The 24932-nt window shown below is 39.4% G+C and carries 25 protein-coding genes; 22 read left to right on the forward strand and 3 right to left on the reverse strand.

The window, feature by feature from the left end:
* Positions 1-67 precede the first annotated feature (67 nt).
* A protein-coding gene (prfB, locus tag HDF25_RS23815) for a peptide chain release factor 2 (RefSeq protein ID WP_184628916.1) occupies positions 68-1145 on the forward strand; the annotation gives its coding sequence in 2 pieces (ribosomal slippage) (positions 68-127 and positions 129-1145; 1077 coding nt in all).
* A complete protein-coding gene (locus HDF25_RS23820; RefSeq protein WP_317618248.1) occupies positions 1145-2068 on the forward strand; it encodes an alpha/beta hydrolase in 924 nt (307 codons plus the stop codon). The genes prfB and HDF25_RS23820 overlap by 1 nt, the downstream gene beginning before the upstream one ends.
* A 5-nt stretch (positions 2069-2073) precedes the next feature.
* On the opposite strand, the gene HDF25_RS23825 is transcribed toward HDF25_RS23820, so the two are convergent.
* Positions 2074-2946 (reverse strand): transglutaminase-like domain-containing protein, encoded by an 873-nt coding sequence (locus tag HDF25_RS23825; protein WP_184628917.1) that lies wholly within the window; start codon positions 2944-2946, stop codon positions 2074-2076.
* Between the two features lie 189 nt (positions 2947-3135).
* Between HDF25_RS23825 and HDF25_RS23830 the strand changes: the two genes are divergently transcribed.
* A complete protein-coding gene (locus HDF25_RS23830; protein ID WP_184628918.1) occupies positions 3136-3918 on the forward strand; it encodes an O-methyltransferase in 783 nt (260 codons plus the stop codon).
* Here HDF25_RS23830 and HDF25_RS23835 read toward each other — a convergent pair.
* Together HDF25_RS23835 and HDF25_RS23840 are read right to left on the reverse strand one after the other, a co-directional pair.
* The gene (locus tag HDF25_RS23835) at positions 3915-5045 is read right to left on the reverse strand and encodes a BamA/TamA family outer membrane protein (RefSeq protein ID WP_184628919.1); all 1131 of its coding nucleotides are present in this window, start codon (positions 5043-5045) and stop codon (positions 3915-3917) included. The genes HDF25_RS23830 and HDF25_RS23835 overlap by 4 nt on opposite strands.
* A gap of 103 nt (positions 5046-5148) precedes the next feature.
* Positions 5149-5484, reverse strand: coding sequence for a DUF6686 family protein (locus tag HDF25_RS23840; RefSeq protein ID WP_221451014.1), 336 nt, complete (start codon positions 5482-5484; stop codon positions 5149-5151).
* 237 nt (positions 5485-5721) lie between these two features.
* On the opposite strand from HDF25_RS23840, the gene HDF25_RS23845 reads away from it, so the two are divergent.
* From HDF25_RS23845 to HDF25_RS23935, 19 genes are all read left to right on the forward strand, one after another.
* Positions 5722-6702 carry a deoxyhypusine synthase family protein gene (locus HDF25_RS23845; RefSeq protein WP_184628920.1) on the forward strand — a complete coding sequence of 327 codons (981 nt, stop codon included), beginning with the start codon at positions 5722-5724 and terminating at the stop codon, positions 6700-6702.
* Positions 6703-6953: 251 nt separating this feature from the next.
* Positions 6954-8249, forward strand: coding sequence for a c-type cytochrome (locus HDF25_RS23850; protein ID WP_184628921.1), 1296 nt, complete (start codon positions 6954-6956; stop codon positions 8247-8249).
* Between the two features lie 45 nt (positions 8250-8294).
* Positions 8295-11327, forward strand: coding sequence for a TAT-variant-translocated molybdopterin oxidoreductase (locus HDF25_RS23855; RefSeq protein ID WP_184628922.1), 3033 nt, complete (start codon positions 8295-8297; stop codon positions 11325-11327).
* A gap of 23 nt (positions 11328-11350) precedes the next feature.
* Positions 11351-12823, forward strand: coding sequence for an NrfD/PsrC family molybdoenzyme membrane anchor subunit (nrfD, locus tag HDF25_RS23860; RefSeq protein WP_184628923.1), 1473 nt, complete (start codon positions 11351-11353; stop codon positions 12821-12823).
* Between the two features lie 2 nt (positions 12824-12825).
* Positions 12826-13362, forward strand: coding sequence for a DUF3341 domain-containing protein (locus HDF25_RS23865; RefSeq protein ID WP_184628924.1), 537 nt, complete (start codon positions 12826-12828; stop codon positions 13360-13362).
* Positions 13355-13939 (forward strand): c-type cytochrome, encoded by a 585-nt coding sequence (locus HDF25_RS23870; protein ID WP_260409455.1) that lies wholly within the window; start codon positions 13355-13357, stop codon positions 13937-13939. Before HDF25_RS23865 ends, HDF25_RS23870 begins: the two co-directional genes overlap by 8 nt.
* 14 nt (positions 13940-13953) lie before the next feature.
* Positions 13954-15168, forward strand: coding sequence for a quinol:cytochrome C oxidoreductase (locus HDF25_RS23875; RefSeq protein ID WP_184628926.1), 1215 nt, complete (start codon positions 13954-13956; stop codon positions 15166-15168).
* A 64-nt stretch (positions 15169-15232) separates the two neighbouring features.
* The gene (locus HDF25_RS23880; RefSeq protein ID WP_184628927.1) at positions 15233-16489 is read left to right on the forward strand and encodes a cytochrome c oxidase subunit II; all 1257 of its coding nucleotides are present in this window, start codon (positions 15233-15235) and stop codon (positions 16487-16489) included.
* A gap of 20 nt (positions 16490-16509) precedes the next feature.
* Positions 16510-18402, forward strand: a complete 1893-nt coding sequence (locus tag HDF25_RS23885) for a cbb3-type cytochrome c oxidase subunit I (protein WP_184628928.1) — start codon at positions 16510-16512, stop codon at positions 18400-18402.
* An 85-nt stretch (positions 18403-18487) separates the two neighbouring features.
* Positions 18488-19546, forward strand: a complete 1059-nt coding sequence (locus HDF25_RS23890; RefSeq protein WP_184628929.1) for a COX15/CtaA family protein — start codon at positions 18488-18490, stop codon at positions 19544-19546.
* A gap of 17 nt (positions 19547-19563) precedes the next feature.
* Entirely contained in the window at positions 19564-20466 is a 903-nt protein-coding gene (gene cyoE / locus HDF25_RS23895) for a heme o synthase (RefSeq protein WP_184628930.1), read from the forward strand.
* A gap of 7 nt (positions 20467-20473) precedes the next feature.
* Positions 20474-21067, forward strand: a complete 594-nt coding sequence (locus HDF25_RS23900; protein WP_184628931.1) for a heme-copper oxidase subunit III — start codon at positions 20474-20476, stop codon at positions 21065-21067.
* A 30-nt stretch (positions 21068-21097) separates the two neighbouring features.
* Complete coding sequence (locus HDF25_RS23905; protein WP_184628932.1) at positions 21098-21805, forward strand: cytochrome c oxidase subunit 3; 708 nt, start codon at positions 21098-21100, stop codon at positions 21803-21805.
* Positions 21806-21824: 19 nt separating this feature from the next.
* Positions 21825-22178: a cytochrome C oxidase subunit IV family protein gene (locus HDF25_RS23910; RefSeq protein ID WP_184628933.1), complete on the forward strand. Its 354-nt coding sequence runs from the start codon at positions 21825-21827 to the stop codon at positions 22176-22178.
* Between the two features lie 3 nt (positions 22179-22181).
* Positions 22182-22889: an SCO family protein gene (locus HDF25_RS23915; protein WP_184628934.1), complete on the forward strand. Its 708-nt coding sequence runs from the start codon at positions 22182-22184 to the stop codon at positions 22887-22889.
* Between the two features lie 40 nt (positions 22890-22929).
* Positions 22930-23502, forward strand: coding sequence for a DUF420 domain-containing protein (locus tag HDF25_RS23920; protein WP_221451015.1), 573 nt, complete (start codon positions 22930-22932; stop codon positions 23500-23502).
* 98 nt (positions 23503-23600) lie between these two features.
* Complete coding sequence (locus HDF25_RS23925; protein WP_184628935.1) at positions 23601-23858, forward strand: hypothetical protein; 258 nt, start codon at positions 23601-23603, stop codon at positions 23856-23858.
* A gap of 16 nt (positions 23859-23874) precedes the next feature.
* Complete coding sequence (locus HDF25_RS23930; protein ID WP_184628936.1) at positions 23875-24273, forward strand: DUF983 domain-containing protein; 399 nt, start codon at positions 23875-23877, stop codon at positions 24271-24273.
* Positions 24270-24932: a DUF2461 domain-containing protein gene (locus HDF25_RS23935; RefSeq protein ID WP_184628937.1), complete on the forward strand. Its 663-nt coding sequence runs from the start codon at positions 24270-24272 to the stop codon at positions 24930-24932. The genes HDF25_RS23930 and HDF25_RS23935 overlap by 4 nt, the downstream gene beginning before the upstream one ends.

A 24932-nucleotide genomic window follows, 5' to 3' on the forward strand; every position in this document is an offset into this window, starting at 1 on the left:
TCTGAACATTGTTCAGATAGCCTTTTGTATTTGAAGCCTTTTGAATTTATATTATATATTTGTGATTATGACAAAAGAACAAATACAGGATTTAAGGGACAGAGTAGCGTCGCTGAGGAGGCATCTTTGACGTCGAAACCCGACTCGAAGCTATTTATATAGAACAGGAGCTTACCTTACAAACAGATTTTTGGGATGATCCCAAAAAGGCTGAAAAGCATTTGGCAGAAATAAACGCTAAAAAGGTATGGACAGATGCCTGGCAAAAAGTGAATGCCGAATTTGAAGACACACAGGTATTATTTGATTTTCTGCAAACAGGGGATGCGACTAATGAAGAGATGGAAGAGCAGTATGCAAAATGTTTGCAGCTGATCGAAGATCTGGAATTAAAAAACATGCTCAGCAGTAAGGAAGACCAGCTGAATGCTGTCATGCAGATTACTGCTGGCGCAGGCGGAACGGAAAGTTGTGACTGGGCTGCCATGCTGATGCGGATGTATATCATGTGGGGTGAAAAAAATGGATATAAGGTGACTGAACAGGATTTTCAGGCTGGGGAGGTAACAGGTGTTAAGTCGGTTACGTTACAATTTGCCGGAGAATTCTCGTACGGGTATCTGAAAGGAGAAAACGGGGTACACCGTCTGGTGCGTATTTCACCTTTTGATTCCAATGCACGCCGTCATACTTCATTTGCATCGGTTTATGTCTATCCTCTGGTGGATGATACGATTGAGATTGAGATTAAGGATGCGGATATAGAATTTGAGACCTTCCGTTCTGGTGGAGCTGGTGGACAAAATGTAAATAAAGTGGAAACGGCGGTTCGTTTGTATCACAAGCCTTCGGGTATTGTAATCAAAAATCAGGAGTCACGTTCGCAATTGCAAAATAAGGAGAATGCATTGAGGCTCCTGAAGTCACAGTTGTACGAGGCAGTTATGCGCGAAAGAATGCTGGCTTCTGCTGCGGTTGAAGGATCGAAAATGAAGATTGAATGGGGGTCACAAATCAGAAATTATGTTTTGCATCCGTATAAACTGGTGAAAGATCTGAGAACAAATTATGAAACTTCGAATGCGCAGGCGGTGCTTGACGGAGAGTTGAATGATTTCTTGAAAGCTTACTTAATGGAATTCTAATGATGAAGAACTGGTTGTTACTTTTAATAATGGGATTAGTCGGTACACAAACTGTTATAGCCCAGGAAGTCCTGGAGTTATATCCTGGAAAAATACCGGGGGCGAAAACCGCACCGGCTTCTTATAAAGAAATTGAAACAATCAAAAATGGAAAAGTTTTTGGACTGAGCAAGGTATTTCATCCTACGCTCAGTCTTTATAAAGCTGATCCTGCTAAAGCCAATGGCACAGCGGTTATTATTTGCCCCGGAGGCGGTTATGCTTTTCTGGCTACAGACCATGAAGGGGAAGAAGTTGCCAGAAAGTTTGCAGCATCGGGCGTAACGGCTTTTGTGCTGAAGTATAGGCTGCCTAATGATACGATTATGGTAGATAAAGCTTTCGGGCCTTTACAGGATGCTGAACAGGCAATTTACCAGGTAAGAAAAAATGCTGCGGCCTGGAAAATTAACCCTGCGAAAATAGGGATTATGGGTTTCTCTGCCGGAGGGCATGTCGCTTCTTCTCTTGCTGTACATTATATGGACAGTAAAATAAAAAATACTGAAGGACTGAGCTTAAGACCTGACTTTGCGGTTTTAATTTATCCTGTGATCAGTTTTATTGCATCCCCGCATACCGGGTCCCTCAAAAATCTGATTGGCCGTGATGCAAGTCAGGCGCAAAAAGAATATTTTTCCAATGAACTGCATGTCAATGCTCAGACACCCATAAGTTTTCTGGCACAGGCCAATGATGATCATACCGTTCCTGTTGAAAACAGTATCCTGTTTAATCAGGCGATGGTCAAAAACAATGTTCCGGTTGAAACTCATCTTTACCAGGCAGGAGGACATGGTTTTGGCCTGCACAATAAAACCACCACAGATGAGTGGTTCGACCGTTTAACGGAGTGGATGCAGGCAAATAACTTGTTAAAATAAAGTGGTTAGATAATCTCGTTATTGGACAGGATCTCCTGTAATTGTTTTAATTCATCTACTTTATCAGCTGAACCCAGATTCTCATAAGCGGAAATCAGGTTACGGATTATCCGGCGTATAATTTCTACATTACTGCATGGGGCATAGAAACCGGGTAAAGGCTGAAGATTTAGCTGACGGAGAAACTGGTCTACATCGTGTTTGCCAAAGATTGCCCCTTTATTAAAAGCGTTAATATAGAATAAGACACCGAACTCATTTTCCTCTCTTTTTCCTTCATCGATATAACCCAGAATGAAATGCTGGGGAAGATTAACGCCATATACTGGAATATCCAGCTTCTGGGCAATAGTCGAATAGATAATCGCCAGTGAAATCTGATTCCCTTTTTTGGTTTCCAGCACCTGGTTTATGTAAGAATTCTGTGGGTCGTGATGATTTTTGGTGTTTCCTCGAAAACCATGGATATTATAAAAGACGTGATTAATGAGTTTAATTTTCTCCACGGAACTCATTTCGTATTGCAAACCAAGCCATATTTCTCTTTTGATCTCTTCGATCTGAAGGATCACTTTCTGCTCATCCAGATCGGGGTACTGATAACGGTTCATGACCAGCGCTCCCTGGAGTAAATCAAAGGCGCCACTCTGATACCAGAGGTTAAGGTCCTCTTTTACAGTATTAAACTGGATCTGATGAACAATGTTTTCAATTCTCTCCTGAAGTAAGGTGTCTAATGATTTCTCCCATTCTGTTTCCAGGAAATGAATCACAGAAGTTCCATGTTCGAGCAGGCGTTTAGCGACCTGTTCGAAAACTTCCGGATCAGGATCATCCAGTAATTTTACCAGTGCGTTTATTTCTGTACTATTTTCCATCAGAGTGCATATTATTGATCTGCATTGATATTTTTATTTGTATCAATGAACTCGCAAGCTCGGTTTGCTCTTTATCGGTGATGGAGCTATCATGATTTTACACTCATTTTGTTATGTAATTTGAAAAATCATGATGGTTCCATTAAAAAAATGCCAATTACAATGCTTCGTTTACCTATTTTTGCATTTATGGCATTACAATTTATCAGCGATTATCTGAAGCATCGTTTAACCTCTAAAAGCAGGCATGGTACCCATTCGCCCTTTGTTTACCATTTGGTGGATGAGGTAATTTACGATTTTAACTCTAAAACTGAATATAAAGGCATCGAGGAACAAAGAAAAAAACTTTTAAATGACGATGCATTAATCACCGTTACAGATCTTGGTGCAGGTTCTCACCTAAATAAAAACCGGACAAAGAAGGTAAAAGAGATCGCGAAAAATGCATTAAAATCTCCAAAACTTGCTCAGTTGATTTATCGTCTGGCTAAAAATAATAAGCCTGCTAACCTGATTGAACTAGGAACCTGTCTGGGGCTAACGACTGCTTATTTATCCAAAGCCCGTCCTGATGCTGATATCATTACGATTGAGGGTTGTCCTGAAACAGCTAAAAAGGCTTATGCGAACTTCCAGGACCTTGGTCTGGAGAATATCGAATTGCAGGTTGGCAATTTTGATGAATTATTACCGGGAGTTATTGAACATTCGCCAAAACTGGATTTCGTCTATATCGACGGGAACCACCGTAAGGATGCTACTATAAATTATTTTAACTGGTGTTTGCCTAAAGTACATGAAGATTCTTTACTGATCTTTGATGATATCTATTGGAGCAAAGGAATGAAAGAAGCCTGGGAGGAAATCAAAAATCACCCGGATGTAACTGTAACCGTTGACCTTTTCTGGATAGGTTTAGTCTATTTCAAAAAAGGGCAGGTTAAAGAACACTTCAAAATCAAGTTTTAAAATGCTTCGGCCAGGCTCAGGTAGAAACCTGACTGCCTGGCTTCACCAGGATTTTTCTCGCCAACTGCATAATCTGCTCTTACGCTAAGTCCTTTAGCCGGATCGTAGAAGTATCTTATACCTCCTCCGACTGATGGTTTAAACTGACTGAAGGCGAAACCTCCGTTAGCAAAAACCTGTCCGCCTCCACCAAATACAACTAATCCGAAACGATTGCTTAAGCGGTAACGGAGTTCTGTTTGTGCAGCTAGTAAATTTGCATCTCTGTATCTGCCTGAATAATATCCACGCATGATTTCATCATTACCCAATTGTGGTAAAAGATAGAATGGGGTATTTTTGCTCTGTATGGTGTAGTAAATGCCGTTAACGCCCAGAACAAGTCTTTTGGCCAGTGGCCAGAAGTTACGGACAACTACTTTAATCTGGCTTCCGTTAAAATCATTTTTACCGAAAATATTAGGGGCATACTGGTAGGAAACCCGTCCGAAAAACCCTTTGGTCGGGTAGTTGTTTGAATTCCTGGTATCGTAAGTCTGTGAGACACCGATAAACAATACTGATCCGCCATCTTTGCCTAACACAGCTGGGTCAGTGGAATAAATTCCACCTGGGTCCTTATCTGTGAAGTGATAGTTTTCGTACCCCAATGATACGCCAGTATAAGCAAAAGGAAGTATGTTTTTCTCAGCATCAAAGAAGGTTCTGATCTGACGTTGTACCAATCTGTCCTTATTGGCTTCCAAAGTCTGGTTACCGATTCCGAAGAAGTCAAAGGGCATACTTCTGAATCGAAGTTCGCTGATCAGATGATAGTCGTTGTGTTTAGTCCATACATCACCTTTCAGGCTGACGTTATATTGTTTCTTGGTGGAGAAGGAAAGTACAGTAGAAAAATTAGAGCTACGGTTCAGGGTATCGGTTTTATCGACGTAAGTTGAATATAATCCACCGACACCAAACTCCAGGCCTACTTCCTGTGAATATCTCAGTAAGGGAAGTGGCATAAAGCTCGCTTTACGCGTGCTGTCCACATCTTCTGATAACATCCGTTTGATCAGTTTCATTTGTCCGAATCCATGAAGCGTTGAGAGCAGGAGGGTGGTGCAAATTAAAAATTTTCTCATTATGCGGGTCTGGCGCGTAGCTAATCTTATAAAATAAAGGCGCTAAAGTAAACATTTTATAAGAGCCAGTTTGAATTTAGGGAGAAAATTATTATTGGCCCGCTTATCTTGTCCCCGGTTCGGTTCCCATAAGGGTATAGACTTCTTTCATAAATACGGCTTCAGCCAGCAGAGCCCTGAAGGATTCAAGTTCTGAGTAGGTAAAAGCGAAGCTGATATCTTCGTTTGGTGTACGGAGAAGTATCCTCTCTTGTTTGTCAGGGAAGGGAAGACTGGTTTCCGCAAATGAGAAGTTTTCAATAATATCTTTGAAATTCAGAAAATCATGATGAGTGAAATTCAGTAGTAAATTGTTATGCCAGATGTAGAATACATCGCAGCCTGGGCAATGTGAAATTGCAGTGTCTTTTCCGGAACTTAAAACTATAGTTTTACACATAAGTATTGCGTTTTTAAGCTTTCAGCTATGTTTAATTCAAATGTAGTATATTATTTATAATTATTCTAAATAAAAGAATTTATTGTCCTGATAACCTGAACTTCATGCGGATGATTTTTATACCTATATATAATAGGTATAATGTCTTCTCCAGAGGTCAAAATATAGCATGCCCATTTTTTAAAAAGATATACCTATTTTTGCGCCCATTATACAAAACAGAATAATCTTACTAAAATGAGTGTAACAAGAGGACCAATATCAAAATTCATGGAAGGGCATTACCTTCATTTCAATGCAGCAGCGATGATGGATGCGGCTAAAGGCTATGAGACGCATCTTGATGAAGGCGGTAAAATGATGATAACCCTTGCTGGTGCAATGAGTACTGCAGAATTGGGTATTTCATTAGCTGAAATGATCCGTCAGGATAAAGTTTCGATAATCTCCTGTACAGGTGCAAATCTGGAAGAAGATATCATGAACCTTGTTGCGCATTCACATTATAAACGTGTACCTAATTACCGTGACCTGAGCCCACAGGATGAATGGGATTTGTTAGAGAACCATTATAACCGTGTAACTGATACTTGTATTCCTGAAGAGGAAGCCTTCAGACGTTTACAGAAACACATTCATGAAATCTGGTCAAATGCTGAAAAAGCAGGCGAACGCTATTTTCCGCATGAGTACATGTACAAAATGTTATTGAGTGGCGTACTGGAACAATATTATGAAATCGATCCTAAAAATTCATGGATGCTTGCAGCGGCAGAAAAAAATCTTCCGATTGTAGTTCCGGGATGGGAAGATTCAACAATGGGAAATATCTTTGCTTCTTATGTGATGAAAAGCGAACTGAAAGCTTCGACCATGAAAAGCGGAATTGAATATATGGGTTACCTTGCTGACTGGTATATTAAAAACAGTGCAGGTAAGGGAATCGGTTTCTTCCAGATTGGTGGCGGTATTGCAGGTGACTTCCCTATTTGTGTTGTACCAATGTTATATCAGGATATGGAAATGGAGAATATCCCGTTCTGGAGTTACTTCTGCCAGATATCTGATTCAACAACTTCTTATGGTTCTTATTCGGGTGCTGTACCTAATGAAAAGATCACCTGGGGTAAACTGGACATCAATACACCGAAGTTTATTGTAGAGTCTGACGCGACTATTGTAGCCCCGTTAATCTTTGCCTGGATATTAAAAATGTAAATTAAAAATCCAAATCCAATTCTGGATTTTGAGCGTACCGAAAATCAGCAAGTTGAAAAATTTGCTGATTTTCTTCGTTTAAAGCATCAAAAACGCGAAGTTTAGAATGATTATAAATTGTATTTACTGTCATTTCTTTGTCATTGGTAACTTAATAAATTTTACTTTTGTGGACGTTTTGGTGTAGAACAAGAGTTTAAACATCATTTCGTTCATTACAGTTTTTTAAAATAAAGCATAAAATACTCATTATGAGGAATATCTCATTGATCATTAGAAGAGTTTGGAAGTCGGCATTTATGTTTACGGCTCTATCTGTTTTAATCGTTTCTGGTACACAAGCACAAGACCCAGTAGAAGGCAGAAAGATCTTCAAGGAAAAATGTACTTCATGTCATGCACTGGACCGCGATTTAATCGGCCCTGCATTACAAAAGATTGTACCTACCAAAAGCGAAGCGTTTTTGTTAAGATGGATTAACAATGCTCCGGCATTTATCGCATCTGGTGACAAAGAAGCTGTAGAGGCTTCGAAATTTAATCCTAATGCGGATATGACGGCTTTCCCTTCATTGACGCCTGAGCAGATTAAAAGCATCCTTGCTTATGTTAAAGTAGGTGAGCCAAAGAAAGCTGAAGTTGCTGGCGCTGCCAAAGGTTCTGATGAAGTTTCAAACTTCTCTATCGTTGGGGTGATCGCGGTTATCCTGATCTCTATTATTGTATTAGTGATCCTGGCCAGAGCAATTAAAATGCTGGAACGCCTGATCCTTAAAAAACAAGGTGTAGAGATTGAAGAAGACGAAGAGAAAGCTTCGATGGTAGCTGGTATTGGTCAGTTATTCAAAAACAAGAAATTTGTTTTCTTCGTGATCCTGTGCCTAGTCATAAGTTTAGGTTCATTCGGATGGATGGGAATGTGGAACACTGGTGTTGCTACTGGTTACCAGCCAACTCAGCCAATTAAATTCTCTCACGAATTACACGCTGGTGTTAACCAGATTGATTGTCAGTACTGTCACGCTGGTGCATTTGAATCTAAAAATGCAACGATACCTTCACTTAACGTTTGTATGAACTGTCACAAACAGGTGCAGGCTAGAGACAGCCATGATGGAAACATCTCTCCTGAGATTCAGAAAATCTACAATGCATTGGGTTACGATGCAGATAAAATGACTTATGACAAGTCTAAAGAAAAACCAATTGAATGGGTACGTGTTCACAACCTTCAGGATTTCGCTTACTTCAACCACTCTCAACACGTAGTTGTAGCTGCTGATGCGATCCGTAAGGAAAAAGGCTTGAAACCAAACGAACCAGTTTGTTTCGCTTGTCACGGACCGGTTAATACCATGGAAGAGATTTATCAGTATTCTCCTCTGACTATGAAATGGTGTATTAACTGTCATAAAGACACCAAGTTAGAAGTTAAAGACAACGCATTCTACACCAAAATTATTGAGGCTCATGAGAAAATCAAAAAAGGTGAGAAAATTACACCAGCAGCATTAGGTGGAATTGAGTGTGGTAAATGTCACTATTAATAGAGTTTAGTAAAAGAACGTTCGATAAACAGTAATATAGCTTAAATGGAAAGCAATAAAAAATACTGGAAAGGCTTAGAGGAATTTAACAAGACCTCCGATTTTGTTGAGAACAACAAAAACGAATTCGCAGAGCCGCTTCCAATAGAAGATGTTTTAAATGAAGCAGGATTAAGTACAGTAACTCCTCGCCGTGACTTTTTAAAAGCCTTAGGCTTTGGTCTTGGTGCGGTAACACTTGCTGCTTGTCAGCCTGCTCCGATTCACAAATCAATACCTTATCTGGTTAAACCTGAAGAAGTAATCCCGGGCATCCCGAATTACTATGTTTCAAGTTATAACGGTCAGAGTGTTCTGGTGAAAACCAGAGAAGGACGTCCTATCAAGATTGAACCAAATCCTAATGCAGGATTATTCAACTGTGGTACTGACGCTCAGGCTCAGGCTTCGGTATTGGACTTATACGATGTTTCGAAACTTAAAGCACCTGTATTAAAGAATGATGAAACTACCTGGACCAAGGTGGATGCTTTTGTAACTGCAGAGTTAGCTAAAGCAAAAGCTTCAGGTAAGAAAATTCGTATCGTCTCTTCTTCTGTGTACAGTCCTTCGACTAAATCAGTAGTAGCAGATTTTACAGCTGCATATCCTTCTACCAAACATATACAGTATGATGCAGTTTCTTATACTGGTATCATCAAGGCAAATGAAAATAGCTTTGGTAAAGCTGTAGTCCCTAAATATAACTTTGACAAAGCTGACTTAATCGTGAGTTTTGCTGCTGACTTTTTAGGTACATGGATCAGTGGAGAAGAATTCACTGCTCAATATGTTTCTAACAGAAACAACAAATCACTGGCTAAAGGTAAAATGTCACGTCACTTCCAGTTCGAAGCTGGAATGAGTCTGACAGGTACCAATGCTGATACACGTGTTCCAATTAAATTATCAGAACAGGGACCTGCACTGATAACTTTATACAATGCAATTACCGGTGGCAATTTAGCAGGTGGTTCTTTACCTAAGAATGCGACTGCTGAAAAAGCACTGAAACTGGTAGCTAAGGAATTAACTCAGCAAAAGGGTAAAGCTTTAGTCGTATGTGGTTCGAACGATGTTTCTACACAGATACTGGTAAATGCAATTAACTCGGCTATTGGTAGTTATGGTACAACGATTGATCTGGACAATCCAAACAAACGTTATGCTGGTAACGATGCTGAATTTGCAGAATTCTTAAATGAGATGAACAGGGGCGAAGTTGCTGCTGTATTCTTCTTAGACAGTAACCCTGCTTATGATGTAACCAATGTGAAATCATTTACTGATGGATTAAGCAAAGTTCCACTGAAAGTTTCTTTCTCAGACCGTAAGGATGAGACTTCAACTTTATGTGATGTGATTGCTATCAATCAGAACTATTTAGAATCATGGGGTGATGCAAACAGCTACGAAGGATCTTACTCGATCATTCAGCCAACGATCAACCCGGTATTCAACTCACGTCAGGCGGAACAGAGTTTACTGATCTGGTCTAACGCACCTGTTAAAGATTACTACCAGTATGTACGTAACAACTGGGAGAAAAACATACTTCCTGCATTAGGTAAAAACTGGAATGAATTATTACAGACTGGTGTTTTTGCTTCGGCTCCTAAAGCAGCAGGATCTTATAGTTTCAAACTTTCTTTAGATGCAGTTGCTCCTTCAGTATTGAAAAGCAGTGCAGCTTTAGCAAAAGACATCGAACTTCAGGTTTATGAAAGTATCGCAATGCGCGATGGTAGCCATGCAAACAATGCATTTTTACAGGAATTACCTGATCCGGTTTCTAAAGTAACCTGGGACAACTATATCGCCCTTGCGCCTAAATTTGCAGAATCACAAGGATTGAAAGAATTTGATGTTGTTGACGTGAAAGGCAGCAACGGCTATACAATTTCTTTACCTGTGCTGATTCAGCCTGGACAAGCTGTAGGTACTGCTTCCATCGCTTTAGGTTATGGACGTGCTAAGGCTGGTAAAGCTGGTGATAACGTAGGTAAAAATGCTTATCCTTTTGCAAGTTTCAGTAATGGAACGCTGCAATATGCGACTACGATTACAATTTCTAAAACTGGTTCTACTTACGAACTTGCACAGACTCAGACTCACCATTCATTCGAAGGCAGAAACATTATCCGTGAAGCTTCTTTCAAGGAATATGTGAAAAACCCGTTTGCTGGTACTGGTAAACATGAGGAAGGTCATAAAACATATGATTTATGGGATAAATATGAGAAACCAGGAAATAACTGGGTAATGGCAATCGATCTGAATGCCTGTACCGGTTGTGGTTCTTGTATTGTTGCCTGTAACGTAGAAAATAATATTCCTGTAGTGGGTCGTGATGAGGTTCGCAGACGCAGAGAGATGCACTGGATCCGTATTGACCGTTATTATAGCTTTGAAGAGGGAGATAAGAGCGTGTCTGAGGAGAAAGAGATTGCGCACCTGGAGAATCTTGACCGTGTGACTGTTGTACATCAGCCGATGTTATGTCAGCATTGTGATCACGCTCCTTGTGAGACTGTGTGTCCTGTACTGGCAACTACACACTCTTCGGATGGTCTGAACCACATGGCTTATAACCGTTGTGTAGGTACACGTTACTGTGCGAATAACTGTCCGTATAAAGTTCGTCGTTTCAACTGGTTTAACTACTGGAATGATTCACGTTTTGATAACTACCTGAACAATGAATTTACGCAGCTGGTACTTAACCCTGATGTAACTACACGTTCAAGAGGTGTTATGGAGAAATGCTCAATGTGTATCCAACGTATTCAGGCTGGTAAATTAACAGCTAAAATGGAGAAACGTCCATTGAAAGACGGAGATATCAAAATGGCATGTCAGCAAGCTTGTTCAGCAAATGCAATTATATTTGGTGATGGCAACGATCCGGAATCAGAAGTGTCGAAAGCATTACGTAGTGAGCGCGTTTACTATGTATTGGAAGAGATCAATACACAACCGGGAGTAGGCTACATGACAAAAATTAGAAACACAGATTCATTACCAACAGTACAAGCGTAAGCTGATATTAAAGAAAACACATTATGTCAGGACATAACGAATCAATATTAAGAGAACCACTAATCACCGGCAGTGATATCACGTATGCAAAAATTACGGATGATATCTTAATGCCAGTTGAGAATAAGCCGAACAGGGCCTGGTGGATAGGTTTCATTGTTTCCCTAATGGGAGCAACCTTATGGTTAGTTGCAGTAAGTTATACTTTCTGGAACGGTATCGGAGCATGGGGATTAAATAAAACTGTAGGATGGGCCTGGGATATCACCGGTTTCGTATGGTGGGTAGGTATTGGTCACGCAGGAACACTAATTTCTGCAGTACTATTGCTTTTCCGTCAGAACTGGCGTAACTCAATTAACCGTTCGGCAGAGGCGATGACGATCTTCGCCGTTATCTGTGCCGCAACTTATGTTGTATCACACATGGGAAGACCATGGTTAGCTTACTGGGTATTACCATTACCGAATCAGTTCGGATCATTATGGGTAAACTTTAACTCACCACTGGTTTGGGATATGTTTGCGATCTCAACTTACTTCTCTGTATCATTATTATTCTGGTACACGGGTCTGTTACCGGATATTGCAACTATCCGTGACCGTGCAACAGGTTTACGCCGCAGAGTTTATTCTATCTTCTCTTTCGGATGGAGCGGTAACGTTAAAACATGGCAGCGTTTTGAGACAGTGTCTCTGATCCTTGCGGGTATCTCTACACCACTGGTACTTTCGGTACACACGATTGTATCAATGGACTTTGCTACCTCGGTAATTCCGGGATGGCACACTACAATCTTCCCTCCATACTTTGTGGCTGGTGCGATCTTCTCTGGTTTCGCCATGGTATTAACCTTATTACTGGTTGCCCGTAAAGTATTAGGTCTGGAAAACTATATCACCATGTTCCACATTGAGTCGATGAACAAAATCATCATCTTAACAGGATCTATCGTAGGTGTAGCTTATCTGACAGAGTTTTTTATTGCCTGGTATTCAGGTTCAGAATATGAAGCATATGCATTCGTCAACCGTTCTACTGGTCCTTACTGGTGGGCATACTGGATGATGATGACTTGTAACGTAATTTCTCCGCAGTTACTGTGGTTCAAGAAAATCCGTTTGAGCATTCCTGCAACATGGATCTTATCTATCGTGGTAAACATCGGTATGTGGTTTGAGCGTTTCGTAATTATCGTAACCTCTTTACACCGTGATTACCTCCCTTCAAGCTGGGCGATGTTCTATCCTACATGGGTAGATGTAAGTGTCTTTGTAGGTTCAATCGGTGTATTCTTTACTTTATTCCTGTTGTTCTTAAGAGTCCTTCCTTCAATTGCGATTGCTGAGGTGAAACTGTTACTTAAAACATCAAGTGAGCAAGCTAAACTTGCACAGATTAAAGAAGGTCATTTAGATAAAGTTCAGGTAAAGGAATACGTTGAATCTTTAGAGAAATTTGATAGTGTTAAACAAGAAGAATACGCAAAAATATAACAATGAGTAATATCAAATATATTTTAGGCAGTTTTGGCGATCCGGACGAAATGATGCATGGCATCGAAAAGTTACAGGAGAACAACATTAAGATCCATGATGTTTATACGCCTATGCCTATCCACGGCATCGAAGCCAAACTAGGAATTAAAAGATCAAGATTAGATATCCTTGCATTTTTCTGCGGGATAACAGGAACAATGTCAGCATTCGCCCTGATCTATCTGACCTCAGTTGTAGACTGGAGACATAATATTGGTGGTAAACCAGCATTCGCATTACCGGATTTTATTCCGATTATGTTCGAGGTAACCATTTTGTTTTGTGCATTTGGTTTAGTTGGATCTTACTATGCATCTACTCACCTTTTCCCAGGAAGAGCGCCAAGAGTAATGGACTTAAGAGCAACTGATGACAGATTTATTATCGCAGTTGATGCAAAGGAAAATGCTGATCACAGTAAAATTGATGGATTATTAAAAGAAGCTGGTGCTATAGAAGTTAAGCACAATGAAAGGAAGTATATTAGCTATGAATAAGAATAAAATAGTTGCAGCCTCATTTGTTGTTTTTTCCATTGTTGCAACACTTTCGTCTTGCAGGGATAAGAATAATCCAGGTTTGGAATATGCAAGGAATATGTATGATCACATCGCTTATGATCCTGATCAGCCAAATAAAAACTTTGCAAATGGTCAGACTGCGCAAACTCCTCCTGCAAATACAGATCCGATAGGATTTGTAAAGTATGAGTATGCAAATACTAAAGAAGGTTATGAAGCCGCTGGTACAAACCTGCACAATCCTTTAGCTAAGACTCCTCAGAATTTATTATCTGGTAAACATTACTTTACTGTATTCTGTAGTCCTTGTCATGGTGACAAAGGTGATGGTAAAGGTCATTTGGTTCAAATTGAGAAATTTACAGGTGTTCCGGCTTATCATGGTGATGCAGCATCATCACGTGGTGGTTTAATGAAAGATTTAACCGAAGGAAAAATCTATCATACTATCATGTACGGTTTAAATAACATGGGATCACATGCTTCTCAGCTTACTCCAGATCAAAGATGGAAAGTAGTGATGTATGTTCAACAATTACAAAAAATACAATAGAAAAGCAGATATAAATGGGAACTCACAATTATAATTTAACTGAGCAGTTTGAGTTTACAGGGAAAGCTAAAAACTTAAGCATTGCAGCGATCGTAATCGGTATCGCGAGTATAGCTTACGGTTTTTCTGATCATGGACTTCATGAGCGGACTTTCGCCAACCTGTTACTTATGGCCTATTACTTCGCCTGTGTATGTATGTCAGGTGCATTCTTTTTAGCTGTTCAGTTTGTCGCACAAGCTGGATGGTCTGCATCTATATTACGTGTACCTCAGGCGATGGCAAAAACACTGCCTATTGCAGTAGTGATCCTGATCGCTATTATTGGTATGGGTTTATACACGCATAACCTTTATCATCACTGGAACGCACCAGGATTAACTAATCCGGCAGATCCTAACTACGATAAATTAATCGATGGAAAATCGGCTTTCTTAAATGTACCTTTCTTTTTAGGACGTCAGGTTATATTTTTAGGTCTGTATTGTTTCTTCGCTTTATTACTTTCTAAATTATCAAATAACGAAGATTTAGAAGGTGGTTTAAATTCTTATACCAAGAGTTTTAAATACTCATGTATTTTCCTTGTTATTTATGGATTTACTACGCCGATATTTGCGTTTGATACAGTGATGTCATTAGAAGCACACTGGTTCTCTACGATGTTTGGCTGGTATAACTTCGCAGCAATGTGGGTAAGCAGTTTAGCAACAATGGCGGTAATCATCATCCTGTTAAGAAAAGCTGGTTACATGCAATGGGTTAACAATAGCCACCTGCATAACTTAGGTCAGTTCATCTTCGGATTCTCGATTTTCTGGACTTATGTATGGTTTGCTCAATTTATGTTGATCTATTATGCCAACATGCCGGAAGAAACTGTGTATTTTTACAAACGTTTTGAGTTCTATAAGTTCTGGTTCTTCCTGAATTTAGTGATGAACTTCCTGGCTCCGGTTTTATTACTGATGGACCGTGACAATAAAAGACAGGAAAATATCATGCTTGGTGTGTGTATAGTTGTATTGTGCGGTCACTGGGTAGATTACTATCAGATGATTATGCCTGGAACTGTAGAATCACATAATGGTTTTGGTATTATTGAAATAGGAACAGCTATAGGTTTTGTAGGCTTGTTTACCTTTACAGTATTGACTGCATTAAGTAAGAAACCACTAATTGCAAAGAATCACCCTTTCCTTCAGGAAAGTTTGAATCACCATTTGTAAGCAAAGGGTTAGAGAGTATATACATTAATTTATAGTAGAAGTACATCGTACTACTTTTAAGAAAATGAGTTTAAGAAAATATATAAGCAATAAGACAATAGCGGCTCTGGCAGTAATTGTTACTGTGTTTGGAACTACGAGCGCATTTGCACAAGAAGCTGCCGCCGGTGCTGCCGCTACGGCTAAACCTATTGATATGTTCCCGATCTACAAATCGGCAGCATTTTATACCCTGTTATTTTTACTGCTTTGCTTATTTATAGCAATAGTAGGTAAGGCAATGCGGGTATATGAATTGACACGTGAAGCTCAGGATAAACCTGCCGGAATCAACTGGAATACTATTAATGGTGTTCTGTTTGTGATTTTCTTAATCGTCGGTCTATACGGTGTTTATTTCGAATATACTGTTCATGGAAACATGCTTCTTCCTGAAGCTGCTTCGGAACATGGTAAGAAGATTGACCAGATGTTTAACATCACGCTGATCCTGACTACTATTGTATTCATCGGAACGCACCTTGTATTATTCCTGTTCTCTTATTTCTACAAAAATACTGGTAAAAGAAAAGCATATTACTATCCGCACAATAATGCGTTAGAGCGTATCTGGACAATCGTTCCGGCTTTAGTACTTACTGTATTGGTATTAATGGGATTCCTTACCTGGAGATCAATCTTCTATAAGATCGAAGATCCGAATAACAAACCACTGAGCATTGAGATTACTTCTCAGCAGTTTGCCTGGACAATCCGTTATCCTGGTGCTGATGGTGTTGTAGGAAAGAAAAACTACAAGCTGATTACCGGAACTAACAGTTTGGGTATGGACTTCAAGGATAAAAACAACCTTGATGATCAGATGGCCGAAGAAATGGTTATTCCTGTAAATAAACCAGTGAGATTAATCCTGACCAGTAAAGATGTTCTGCATAGTTTCTACATGCCGCATTTCAGAGTTCAGTTAAACACTGTTCCGGGTATGACTTCTTATTTTGAATTCACACCTACAATTACTACTGCCGACATGCAGACTAAAGTAAATGATCCAGCATTTAAATATCTTTTCTATTGCTCGAAAATTTGCGGATCTGGTCACTATAACATGCAAAAAGTTGTTAGGGTTGTTAGTCAGGCTGAATATGATGCATGGGTAGTTAAACAACCTAAGTTTATCAATAACGATTTGAGAAAACAATTTGGCTTGCCAACAGTACCGGATGCAGCTGCACCAGCAGCAGCTCCTGCTGATAGCACAGCTAAAAAACCTGCGAAGGATTCTTCTGCTGTAGCAATGAACAAACCGGCTTTAAAAAAATAATTATACTGGAATAGCGCATTATGTCAACTATAACATTACACGATACACATAACAACGATCACCATGACGGTCACGATCATGGGCATCACGAACAATCTTTCATAACAAAGTACATATTTAGCCAGGATCACAAGATGATCGCTAAACAGTTTTTAATAACTGGTATCGTTATGGCTGTTATTGCAATGGGATTGTCTATCTTATTTCGTCTGCAATTAGCATGGCCTGATAAGAGTTTTCCTATCCTGGAAACATTTTTAGGAAAATGGGCTGAGGGAGGAAGGATTAAACCTGAATTTTACCTGGCCCTGGTAACAATACATGGTACCATCATGGTATTCTTTGTACTGACCGCAGGATTGAGCGGTACCTTTAGTAACCTGCTGATCCCACTTCAGCTCGGAGTACGGGATATGGCATCTCCATTTATGAATATGCTTTCGTACTGGTTATTCTTCATCGCCTGTGTGGTGATGATGAGCTCATTCTTCATTGAGTCGGGACCTGCAAGTGCCGGATGGACAGTATACCCTCCTTTATCTGCTTTACCAAAAGCAATCCCGGGATCGGCTCTTGGTATGACATTATGGTTAGTAAGTATGGTTCTTTTTGTAGCTTCTCAGTTAATGGGTGGTATCAACTATGTAAGTACTGTATTAAACATGCGTACTAAAGGAATGGATCTTTGGAAAATGCCTTTAACTATCTGGGCTTTCTTATTAACTGCAATCCTTGGTATTTTATCATTCCCTGTTTTAGTAGCAGGTGTTGTATTATTAATCTTTGACCGTAGTTTCGGTACAAGTTTCTATTTGTCTGACATTGTAATGGGTACTCAGGTATTGCCTAACGAAGGTGGTTCACCGATCTTATGGCAACACTTGTTCTGGTTCTTAGGTCACCCAGAGGTATATATCGTAATTATGCCGGCTTTAGGTATCTCTTCTGAGGTTATCTCGGTAAATTCAAGAAAACCAATTTTCGGTTACCATGCGATGGTTTACTCTTTAATTGGTATTACTATTCTGTCATTCATCGTGTGGGGTCACCACATGTTTGTAACCGGAATGAATCCATTGTTGGGTGGTGTGTTTATGATCACTACGTTAATTATTGCTGTTCCTTCGGCCGTTAAGACGTTCAACTACCTGGCTACCTTATGGCGCGGTAATATCAGGTTCACGCCTGCTATGTTATGTGCTATTGGTATGGTTTCATTCTTTATTTCTGGTGGTTTAACTGGTATCTTCTTAGGTAACGCATCACTTGATATTAATCTTCATGATACTTACTTCGTAGTTGCCCACTTCCACTTGGTAATGGGATCTGCTGCGATCTTTGGTATGTTGGCTGGTGTTTATCACTGGTATCCAAAAATGTTCGGTAGAATGATGAACGCTAAACTAGGTTATCTTCACTTCTGGGTTACATTTATCTGTGCTTATTTAGTGTTCTTCCCTTTACACTTCTTGGGTCTGGATGGTGTTCCACGTCGTTATTATGCCTTTACTGAATTTGAATTCATGCAGAAATGGGTTACAGTAAACATCTTTGTAACGTGGGCAGCAATCGTTGCGGCTTTAGCTCAGGTGGCTTTCTTGTTTAACTTCTTCTATTCTATATTCTTTGGTAAAAAAGCAGTACAGAATCCTTGGGAGTCAAATACATTAGAGTGGACTACACCTGTTGAGCATATCCATGGTAACTGGCCAGGAGAAATCCCAACAGTGTATCGTTGGCCATATGATTACAGTAAACCAGGTGCTGAGCATGATTTCATTCCTCAGACTGTACCTTATTCTCAGACAATGAGCTCTAACATGCCACATGACTTTGAAGGAAATGCTGAATCTGAGCGTATCCAGAGAGAATGGGTTGAAAAACAAGCAAAAGAGAAAACAACACAGGATTAATATATCCGTCTTTTAATATACAATGAGGTTATCTGCTTGAGTATATACTTAGAACGGTAACCTCATTTTTTTTAAAATCAAACCAATGGTTCCTAAATCTGAAAAGAGATTTATCCGGTTAAACCTGATTACTATAGTAGTGACGTTAATACTCATCTTAGCTGGTGCAGTAGTACGTAGTACTGGTTCAGGTATGGGTTGTCCGGACTGGCCAAAATGTTTTGATCAATATGTCCCACCTACTTCGGTGGATCAGCTTCCAAAGGATTACAAACAAAAATACGTTGCCGGAAGATTAGCAAAGAACGAAAGGTTTGCGAAATTGCTGGATAAGATGGGTAAAAGTAATCTGGCTGACAGTATCCGTCATGATCAGACTATCAGTGTACCTGAGTCTTTTAATGTGGCGAATACCTGGACAGAATATATCAACAGACTGGCAGGTGTAACTACGGGTTTTTTATTAATAGCTGTTGCGGGATTTTCACTGATCTACAGGAAGAGCGCCAAAAGGATTATTATATTAAGCATATTCAACCTTTTTGTGGTTGTAATTCAGGCCTGGTTAGGTTCTATAGTAGTTTCTACAAATCTGACAGCGTGGGTGGTGACTGTACATATGTTACTGGCTCTGGTTTTACTGGCTGTGCTGGTTTATACTTATTACTATGCGCAGACCCTTTATAAAGTAGATACGGTAGTTATCTCGAAAGTATTCTGGTTAAAAGTACTGATCCTGGTTTCTTTAATATTGAGTGTATTGCAAATCGTATTAGGGACTGAGGTCAGAGAGGCAATTGATGCAGTATCGAAAAGCCTGTTATACCAGGAAAGAAATACCTGGATCGGGAAAATAGGGGATATCTTCTCTTATCACCGTGATCTGGCGATTGGAGTGGTTGTGCTCAATGCATTTATTTATCAGTTTGTGATGAATAAATTCGGAGGGAAGGCAACTGAATTAAAATTGGGGAATTCAATAGTTCTGGTATTGCTCGTACAGATTGCGAGTGGGATTTTATTGTCTACCTTTGCATTGCCGCCTGCAGCTCAGGTGGTTCATTTAGTGTTCTCTACAGTTCTGTTTACACTCCAGTTTTATTTATACCTGCTGGTATACAGAACAAGTACTTATAATCAATAATATTAAAACATATAGAATTGAAATTATTTTTCTCAGACCTATCTAAACTCATCAAATTCAGACTTACTTTTCTGGTTGTGTTTTCTGCGTCAGTTACTTTTTTAATTGGTTCAAGGATGCAGGTTGCCAGGGGAGAAGTTCCGTCTATTGACTGGGGAAACTGGCTTATTCTGGTAGCCGGTGGTTTTTTGGTCACCGCGGCAGCGAATTGCTTTAATGAAATCATAGAAAAGGATCTGGATAAACTGATGACCCGTACGATGGACCGTCCGATGCCAGCGGGCAGAATGACCACAGGACAAGGATTGGTATTAGGACTGATCATGGGTATGCTGGGCACCTGGTTATTAGGTAAACTAAATCTGGAAACTGGTCTTTTGTCGGTGTTTTCTATTCTTTTATATGCTTTTGCTTATACACCATTAAAAAGAAAATCCCCGGTTGCTGTATTTGTAGGTGCTATTCCGGGTGCTTTACCACCACTGATTGGCTATTTAGCTGCATTGGGACATACGACGAATTTTACGCATGTAGATTATGAAGTTGCCGGAATTCTGTTCCTGATTCAGTTTGTGTGGCAGTTTCCGCATTTCTGGGCAATTGCATGGGTTCTGGATGACGATTATAAAAAGGCTGGCTTCAGATTACTGCCAACCAAGAAAAGGGATAAGACTAGTGCAGTTCTTATTTTCTTAAGTACATTGATATTGATTCCGGTAAGTTTATTGCCTACTGTATATGGTTTTGGTGGTTATTATATAGCCGGTGTATCAATCGTTGCAGGGGTGATTTTCTCTTTAACGGCGTTTAAACTGCTGATTAAACTGGATGTGGAAAGTGCACGTAAAGTGATGTTCTGTTCTTTCTTTTATATCCCGTTGGTACAACTGATTTTATTGTTTGATTTTATAGGTAAATAGTTTTTATATGGTACATACATTGAAACAGGAAGAAGTGAGTCAGGATAGGATGTCTGCTTCCTTAAAAGCTAAGAAATTTGTTCTTTGGCTTTTTGTAGTTTCCTCGACTATTATGTTTGGAGGATTTACAAGTTATTATATTGTTTTTGCAGCATCTAAGGGTAAAGGACATGGTTTGGTTCTTCCGGATGTCTTTATGTACAGTACTGCAGTACTTGTATTAAGCAGTATCTGTTTATTCTTTGCCGCAAGGGCGGTTCGTCGCCAGAATATACAGACACAGAAAATATTTCTTTGGTTAACCATGCTGTTAGGCATTGGTTTCGCTTATCTTCAGTTTGATGCCTGGTCGGCATTATATCAGAGTGGTGCTACCCTGGTGAACAATAATGCAGCGATTTCTGTGATTTATATTGTTTCAGGTATGCACTTGCTGCATATTTTAGCCGGTCTTTGCTTTATACTAAACAGCCTTTGGGGGGCATACAGCAAAGTTCAACCTGAAAATGCGGTATACCGGATAGAAATTGCCTCTATATTTTGGCATTTTATAGATATATTATGGATATATCTCTATGTTTTTTTACTTTTGAACAGTTAGACTTTTTAACAAACTATTACAATTTTTAAAATGAATTCATTATCACAATTAGATCAGGTAAAAACTACTCCATGGAGTGGCGGCCGTTCACCGTGGTCGGTAGAGTACGGAAAAATAATGATGTGGTTTTTCTTGCTATCAGATGCATTTACATTCTCTTCATTATTAGTATATTACGGGGCGCAACGTTTCACTAAATTTACATGGCCTGATCCGGATTTGGTATTCCAGTCTATCCCAGGTGTACTTGATAAAGGAGCACCATTGGTGTTCGTAGGTATCATGACTTTTATCCTGATTATGAGTTCTGTAACAATGGTACTGGCTGTTGAGGCTGGTCACAGACGTTATAAAAAAGGAGTTATCATCTGGATGATTCTGACGATTATCGGTGGTTTCATGTTCCTGGGCTGTCAGGCTCTGGAATGGTCTCACCTTCACCATGAAGGTTTCTGGTGGGGATCTATCCCTGGTCCGGAAGCATTACAGGAGTTCTTTGTTGGTCCGGTGTCTAACGTGGCGGCCCAGCAGTTTGCTAACCTGTTCTTTACCATTACCGGATTCCACGGATTCCACGTATTCACAGGTGTATTGTTAAATATCATCATCTTATGTATGACGATCAATGGTACTTTCGAGAGACGTGGTCATTACCTGATGATCGAAAAAGTAGGTTTATACTGGCACTTTGTTGATTTGGTTTGGGTATTCGTATTTACCTTTTTCTATTTAGTTTAATTCCTCAAAAAATATTATTATGTCTGAACATAACTTACAAAACGCAGATGAGCATGCACACGATGAGCACGCTGGCCTGAGCAAATCAAAAATATGGCATGTATTCTTTATCTTATTAGGGATTACTGTTGTAGAGTTTATTATTGCATTGGTTATCTTACCTAAAAATCTGATTCCTCATACTGCTGGTAATATTGCCTACATCTTATTAACTCTTTTAAAAGCATATTATATTGTGGCTTACTTTATGCACCTTAAGTTTGAAAAGACCGGGCTGCAATTGTCACTGGGGCTGGCATTTATATTTATTGCATACTTTATTACCCTGATGCTGATCGAAGGCGGTTATTTGCACATACACATGACCGTTTAATTCATGAAGTTAGCTTCAATAAAAAAAATCTTAATCCTGGTATCGATTTTAGCGGTACCGGGATTTTTATATTATGAACTGGTTGAACAAGGTAAAAACAGGTATAAACCTTTACCTTTTTTCGGCCCTAAAAAAGTGGCATCTACTTTTCATTCCAAAAGGGGTAAACAGATTCCGGATACCATTTATCATCAGTTACCTGATTTCAGTTTTATCAACCAGCAGGCTGATACTGTAAAGTGGAAGAATTATGAAGGTAAAATCATCGTCCTGAATTTATTCTATACAACAGGCAACAATTATGCAGTAGAGTTTGCGAATAAAGCCATGAATGTGTATGCACATACTTATGGCAAGAACCCACTGATTCACTTTGTGGGCTTAAGTATAGATCCGGTAAATGATACCCCGGCAAAATTACTTCCTTATGCAACTCAACTGAAGGCAAAGGCTGGTAAATGGGATTTACTGACCGGTGATAGCACTGCTGTATATGACTGGATTAATAAAGGGCTGTATATTGATGCTCAGCAGCATTTTGAAAAAGGTGAACGTAAGTTCATTTACAGTAATTTATTCGTTCTGCTGGATCCTCAGCACCGCATCAGGGGTTATTATGATGCAACCAACCAGGAGGCATTATCTAAACTGGATGATGAAATAAAAGTTCTTGTAGCTGAAGAACTGAGAAATGTAAGAGACGGAAGGTAGATTGGCTTTGCCGGCACCTGAAGCTGAAAATAAATACACCATGAATATTAACGATAAATTCTTTTTACGTCTGATCTGGATAGTTACCGCAGTAGTACTTGTTGTGGTAATTACCCTGAAGATTGTACCTCCACCAGCGGTAAAACCGTCATTTATTTATTTATTACCGCATATCATCGGAGGGATTAATGCGACTTGTGCCGGATTACTGATTCTTTCACTGATTTTTATCAAAAGGAAAAACATACAGGCGCATAAAGTGACCAATGTGATTACTTTTATCTTGTCTGCACTTTTCCTTGTTTTTTATATCCTGTTCCACTTATATGAAAAGGATACTAAATATGGGGATATAGATCACAACGGAGTTTTATCTGCTGCAGAACTGGCGGCTGTGAGCGGAACCCGGATGATTTATTTCTTTATCCTGATTACGCATATTATGCTTGCCGTAATCGTACTGCCATTAATCCTTATCAGTTTTCTCAGAGGGTTCAGTATGCAAATTGAACGTCACCGTAAGATTGTGAGATGGGCTTATCCGGTATGGTTATATGTGGCTGTCACGGGCGTAATTGTCTACCTGATGATTTCCCCTTATTATAATTTTTAATAAAAAGCCTGGTATTTTTACATTGAACTTATGTAATGCCGGGCTTGTTTATTCGTTTAATCATATATTTGCATTATATAGTATTTAATCATAATCCAATGAAGAAAGCATTTATCATCTTTATTCTTTTGATCTCTGTATTTGCTGGTTCGGGTATAGAGACAGCTTCGGCGCAGTGTGCAATGTGTACCATAAGTGCTGAGCAGGGAACGAAAAATGGGAATACTCAGGCTGTAGGATTAAATACTGGTGTCCTTTACCTGATGGCGATTCCTTATTTGCTGATTGCTGGTATTGGTGTTTTATGGTATAAAAAGTATCGTCGTTCACAAAACAACAACTCTATCCCTTCCTGATATTTCTCTTTGTATAATGGAGAAAACTACAAAACTATATGCTTTAGTACATGGTAAATGTCCGCACTGTCGCAGAGGGGACATTTTTACAGGTAATTTATATGGGTTCAATCTGCAGCGTACGAATGATATCTGCAGTCACTGTGGGCAGCGTTACGAAATAGAACCTGGATATTTTTATGCTGCTATGTATGTGAGTTATGCCATGAATGTCATGGAAATGATTACTATCGGAATTGCCACTTATGTTTTTTCGGGAGGAAATCTGGAATTTGATTCTTTATGGCTTTATGTGGGGGTTATCTTTAGTGGCTGTTTTATTCTTGCCCCATTTAATTATCGTTATTCAAGAGTGATTTTATTACATTGGCTCTCGCCAAAAATTAGTTATAACGCTTATTACGACAGACAATGATTAAGCCGGAAACACTTGCTTTCTTAAGCGCAGTAGCAGCAAACAATAACAGGGAATGGTTTGCCCTGAATAAGGAACTTTATGAAACGGCAAAGGCCGATGTGATTAGTTTTGTTGAGGAACTTATCCCTGTTCTGGCTGCTGTAGACCCACAATTCCCACTGGAAACACAGGCCAAAAAATGTGTAATGCGGATCTATAGAGATGTCAGGTTCAGCAAAAACAAAGACCCCTATAAAAACAATTTCGGAATTTCTTTTTCGGTAAAAAACACGAATGGAAATGGACCTGAGTTTTATTTGCATCTGCAACCGGGCAAATCTTTTTTTGCGGGTGGTTACTGGATGCCCGAAGCCTCTCTGCTGAAAAAGATAAGGGAAGAAATTGATTACAATACCTCGGAATTTCTGGAGATCATTGAATCGAAGGACTTCTCATCTGTGTTCAAACTGAGTCAGGAAGATACCTTGAAAAATGCCCCGAAGGGTTATGATACTGACCATCCTCAGATTGGTTTGTTAAAACTTAAAAGTTATATCGCAACTTTTCCTATCACTGATGAAGAACTAGTGAAACCAGGAATGGTTAACCGGTTAAAACAGGCCTTTACCATTATTTATCCTTTTGTTAATTTTTTACGTAAAGCTATAGCACCATAA

This window comes from Pedobacter cryoconitis, assembly GCF_014207135.1.
GTDB lineage: Bacteria > Bacteroidota > Bacteroidia > Sphingobacteriales > Sphingobacteriaceae > Pedobacter > Pedobacter cryoconitis_D.

What these genes read in the sequence shown, in the direction of transcription:
- HDF25_RS23905 (WP_184628932.1), top strand. Translation starts at nt 21,098, where the DNA reads ATGAATTCATTATCACAATTAGATCAGGTAAAAACTACTCCATGGAGT.
- HDF25_RS23915 (WP_184628934.1), top strand. Translation starts at nt 22,182, where the DNA reads ATGAAGTTAGCTTCAATAAAAAAAATCTTAATCCTGGTATCGATTTTA.
- HDF25_RS23840 (WP_221451014.1), bottom strand. Translation starts at nt 5,484, where the DNA reads ATGTGTAAAACTATAGTTTTAAGTTCCGGAAAAGACACTGCAATTTCA.
- nrfD (WP_184628923.1), top strand. Translation starts at nt 11,351, where the DNA reads ATGTCAGGACATAACGAATCAATATTAAGAGAACCACTAATCACCGGC.
- HDF25_RS23870 (WP_260409455.1), top strand. Translation starts at nt 13,355, where the DNA reads ATGAATAAGAATAAAATAGTTGCAGCCTCATTTGTTGTTTTTTCCATT.
- HDF25_RS23865 (WP_184628924.1), top strand. Translation starts at nt 12,826, where the DNA reads ATGAGTAATATCAAATATATTTTAGGCAGTTTTGGCGATCCGGACGAA.
- HDF25_RS23935 (WP_184628937.1), top strand. Translation starts at nt 24,270, where the DNA reads ATGATTAAGCCGGAAACACTTGCTTTCTTAAGCGCAGTAGCAGCAAAC.
- HDF25_RS23925 (WP_184628935.1), top strand. Translation starts at nt 23,601, where the DNA reads ATGAAGAAAGCATTTATCATCTTTATTCTTTTGATCTCTGTATTTGCT.
- HDF25_RS23820 (WP_317618248.1), top strand. Translation starts at nt 1,145, where the DNA reads ATGATGAAGAACTGGTTGTTACTTTTAATAATGGGATTAGTCGGTACA.
- HDF25_RS23845 (WP_184628920.1), top strand. Translation starts at nt 5,722, where the DNA reads ATGAGTGTAACAAGAGGACCAATATCAAAATTCATGGAAGGGCATTAC.
- HDF25_RS23930 (WP_184628936.1), top strand. Translation starts at nt 23,875, where the DNA reads ATGGAGAAAACTACAAAACTATATGCTTTAGTACATGGTAAATGTCCG.
- HDF25_RS23880 (WP_184628927.1), top strand. Translation starts at nt 15,233, where the DNA reads ATGAGTTTAAGAAAATATATAAGCAATAAGACAATAGCGGCTCTGGCA.
- HDF25_RS23900 (WP_184628931.1), top strand. Translation starts at nt 20,474, where the DNA reads ATGGTACATACATTGAAACAGGAAGAAGTGAGTCAGGATAGGATGTCT.
- HDF25_RS23855 (WP_184628922.1), top strand. Translation starts at nt 8,295, where the DNA reads ATGGAAAGCAATAAAAAATACTGGAAAGGCTTAGAGGAATTTAACAAG.
- HDF25_RS23825 (WP_184628917.1), bottom strand. Translation starts at nt 2,946, where the DNA reads ATGGAAAATAGTACAGAAATAAACGCACTGGTAAAATTACTGGATGAT.
- HDF25_RS23885 (WP_184628928.1), top strand. Translation starts at nt 16,510, where the DNA reads ATGTCAACTATAACATTACACGATACACATAACAACGATCACCATGAC.
- HDF25_RS23850 (WP_184628921.1), top strand. Translation starts at nt 6,954, where the DNA reads ATGAGGAATATCTCATTGATCATTAGAAGAGTTTGGAAGTCGGCATTT.
- HDF25_RS23910 (WP_184628933.1), top strand. Translation starts at nt 21,825, where the DNA reads ATGTCTGAACATAACTTACAAAACGCAGATGAGCATGCACACGATGAG.
- HDF25_RS23830 (WP_184628918.1), top strand. Translation starts at nt 3,136, where the DNA reads ATGGCATTACAATTTATCAGCGATTATCTGAAGCATCGTTTAACCTCT.
- HDF25_RS23835 (WP_184628919.1), bottom strand. Translation starts at nt 5,045, where the DNA reads ATGAGAAAATTTTTAATTTGCACCACCCTCCTGCTCTCAACGCTTCAT.
- HDF25_RS23920 (WP_221451015.1), top strand. Translation starts at nt 22,930, where the DNA reads ATGAATATTAACGATAAATTCTTTTTACGTCTGATCTGGATAGTTACC.
- HDF25_RS23890 (WP_184628929.1), top strand. Translation starts at nt 18,488, where the DNA reads ATGGTTCCTAAATCTGAAAAGAGATTTATCCGGTTAAACCTGATTACT.
- HDF25_RS23875 (WP_184628926.1), top strand. Translation starts at nt 13,954, where the DNA reads ATGGGAACTCACAATTATAATTTAACTGAGCAGTTTGAGTTTACAGGG.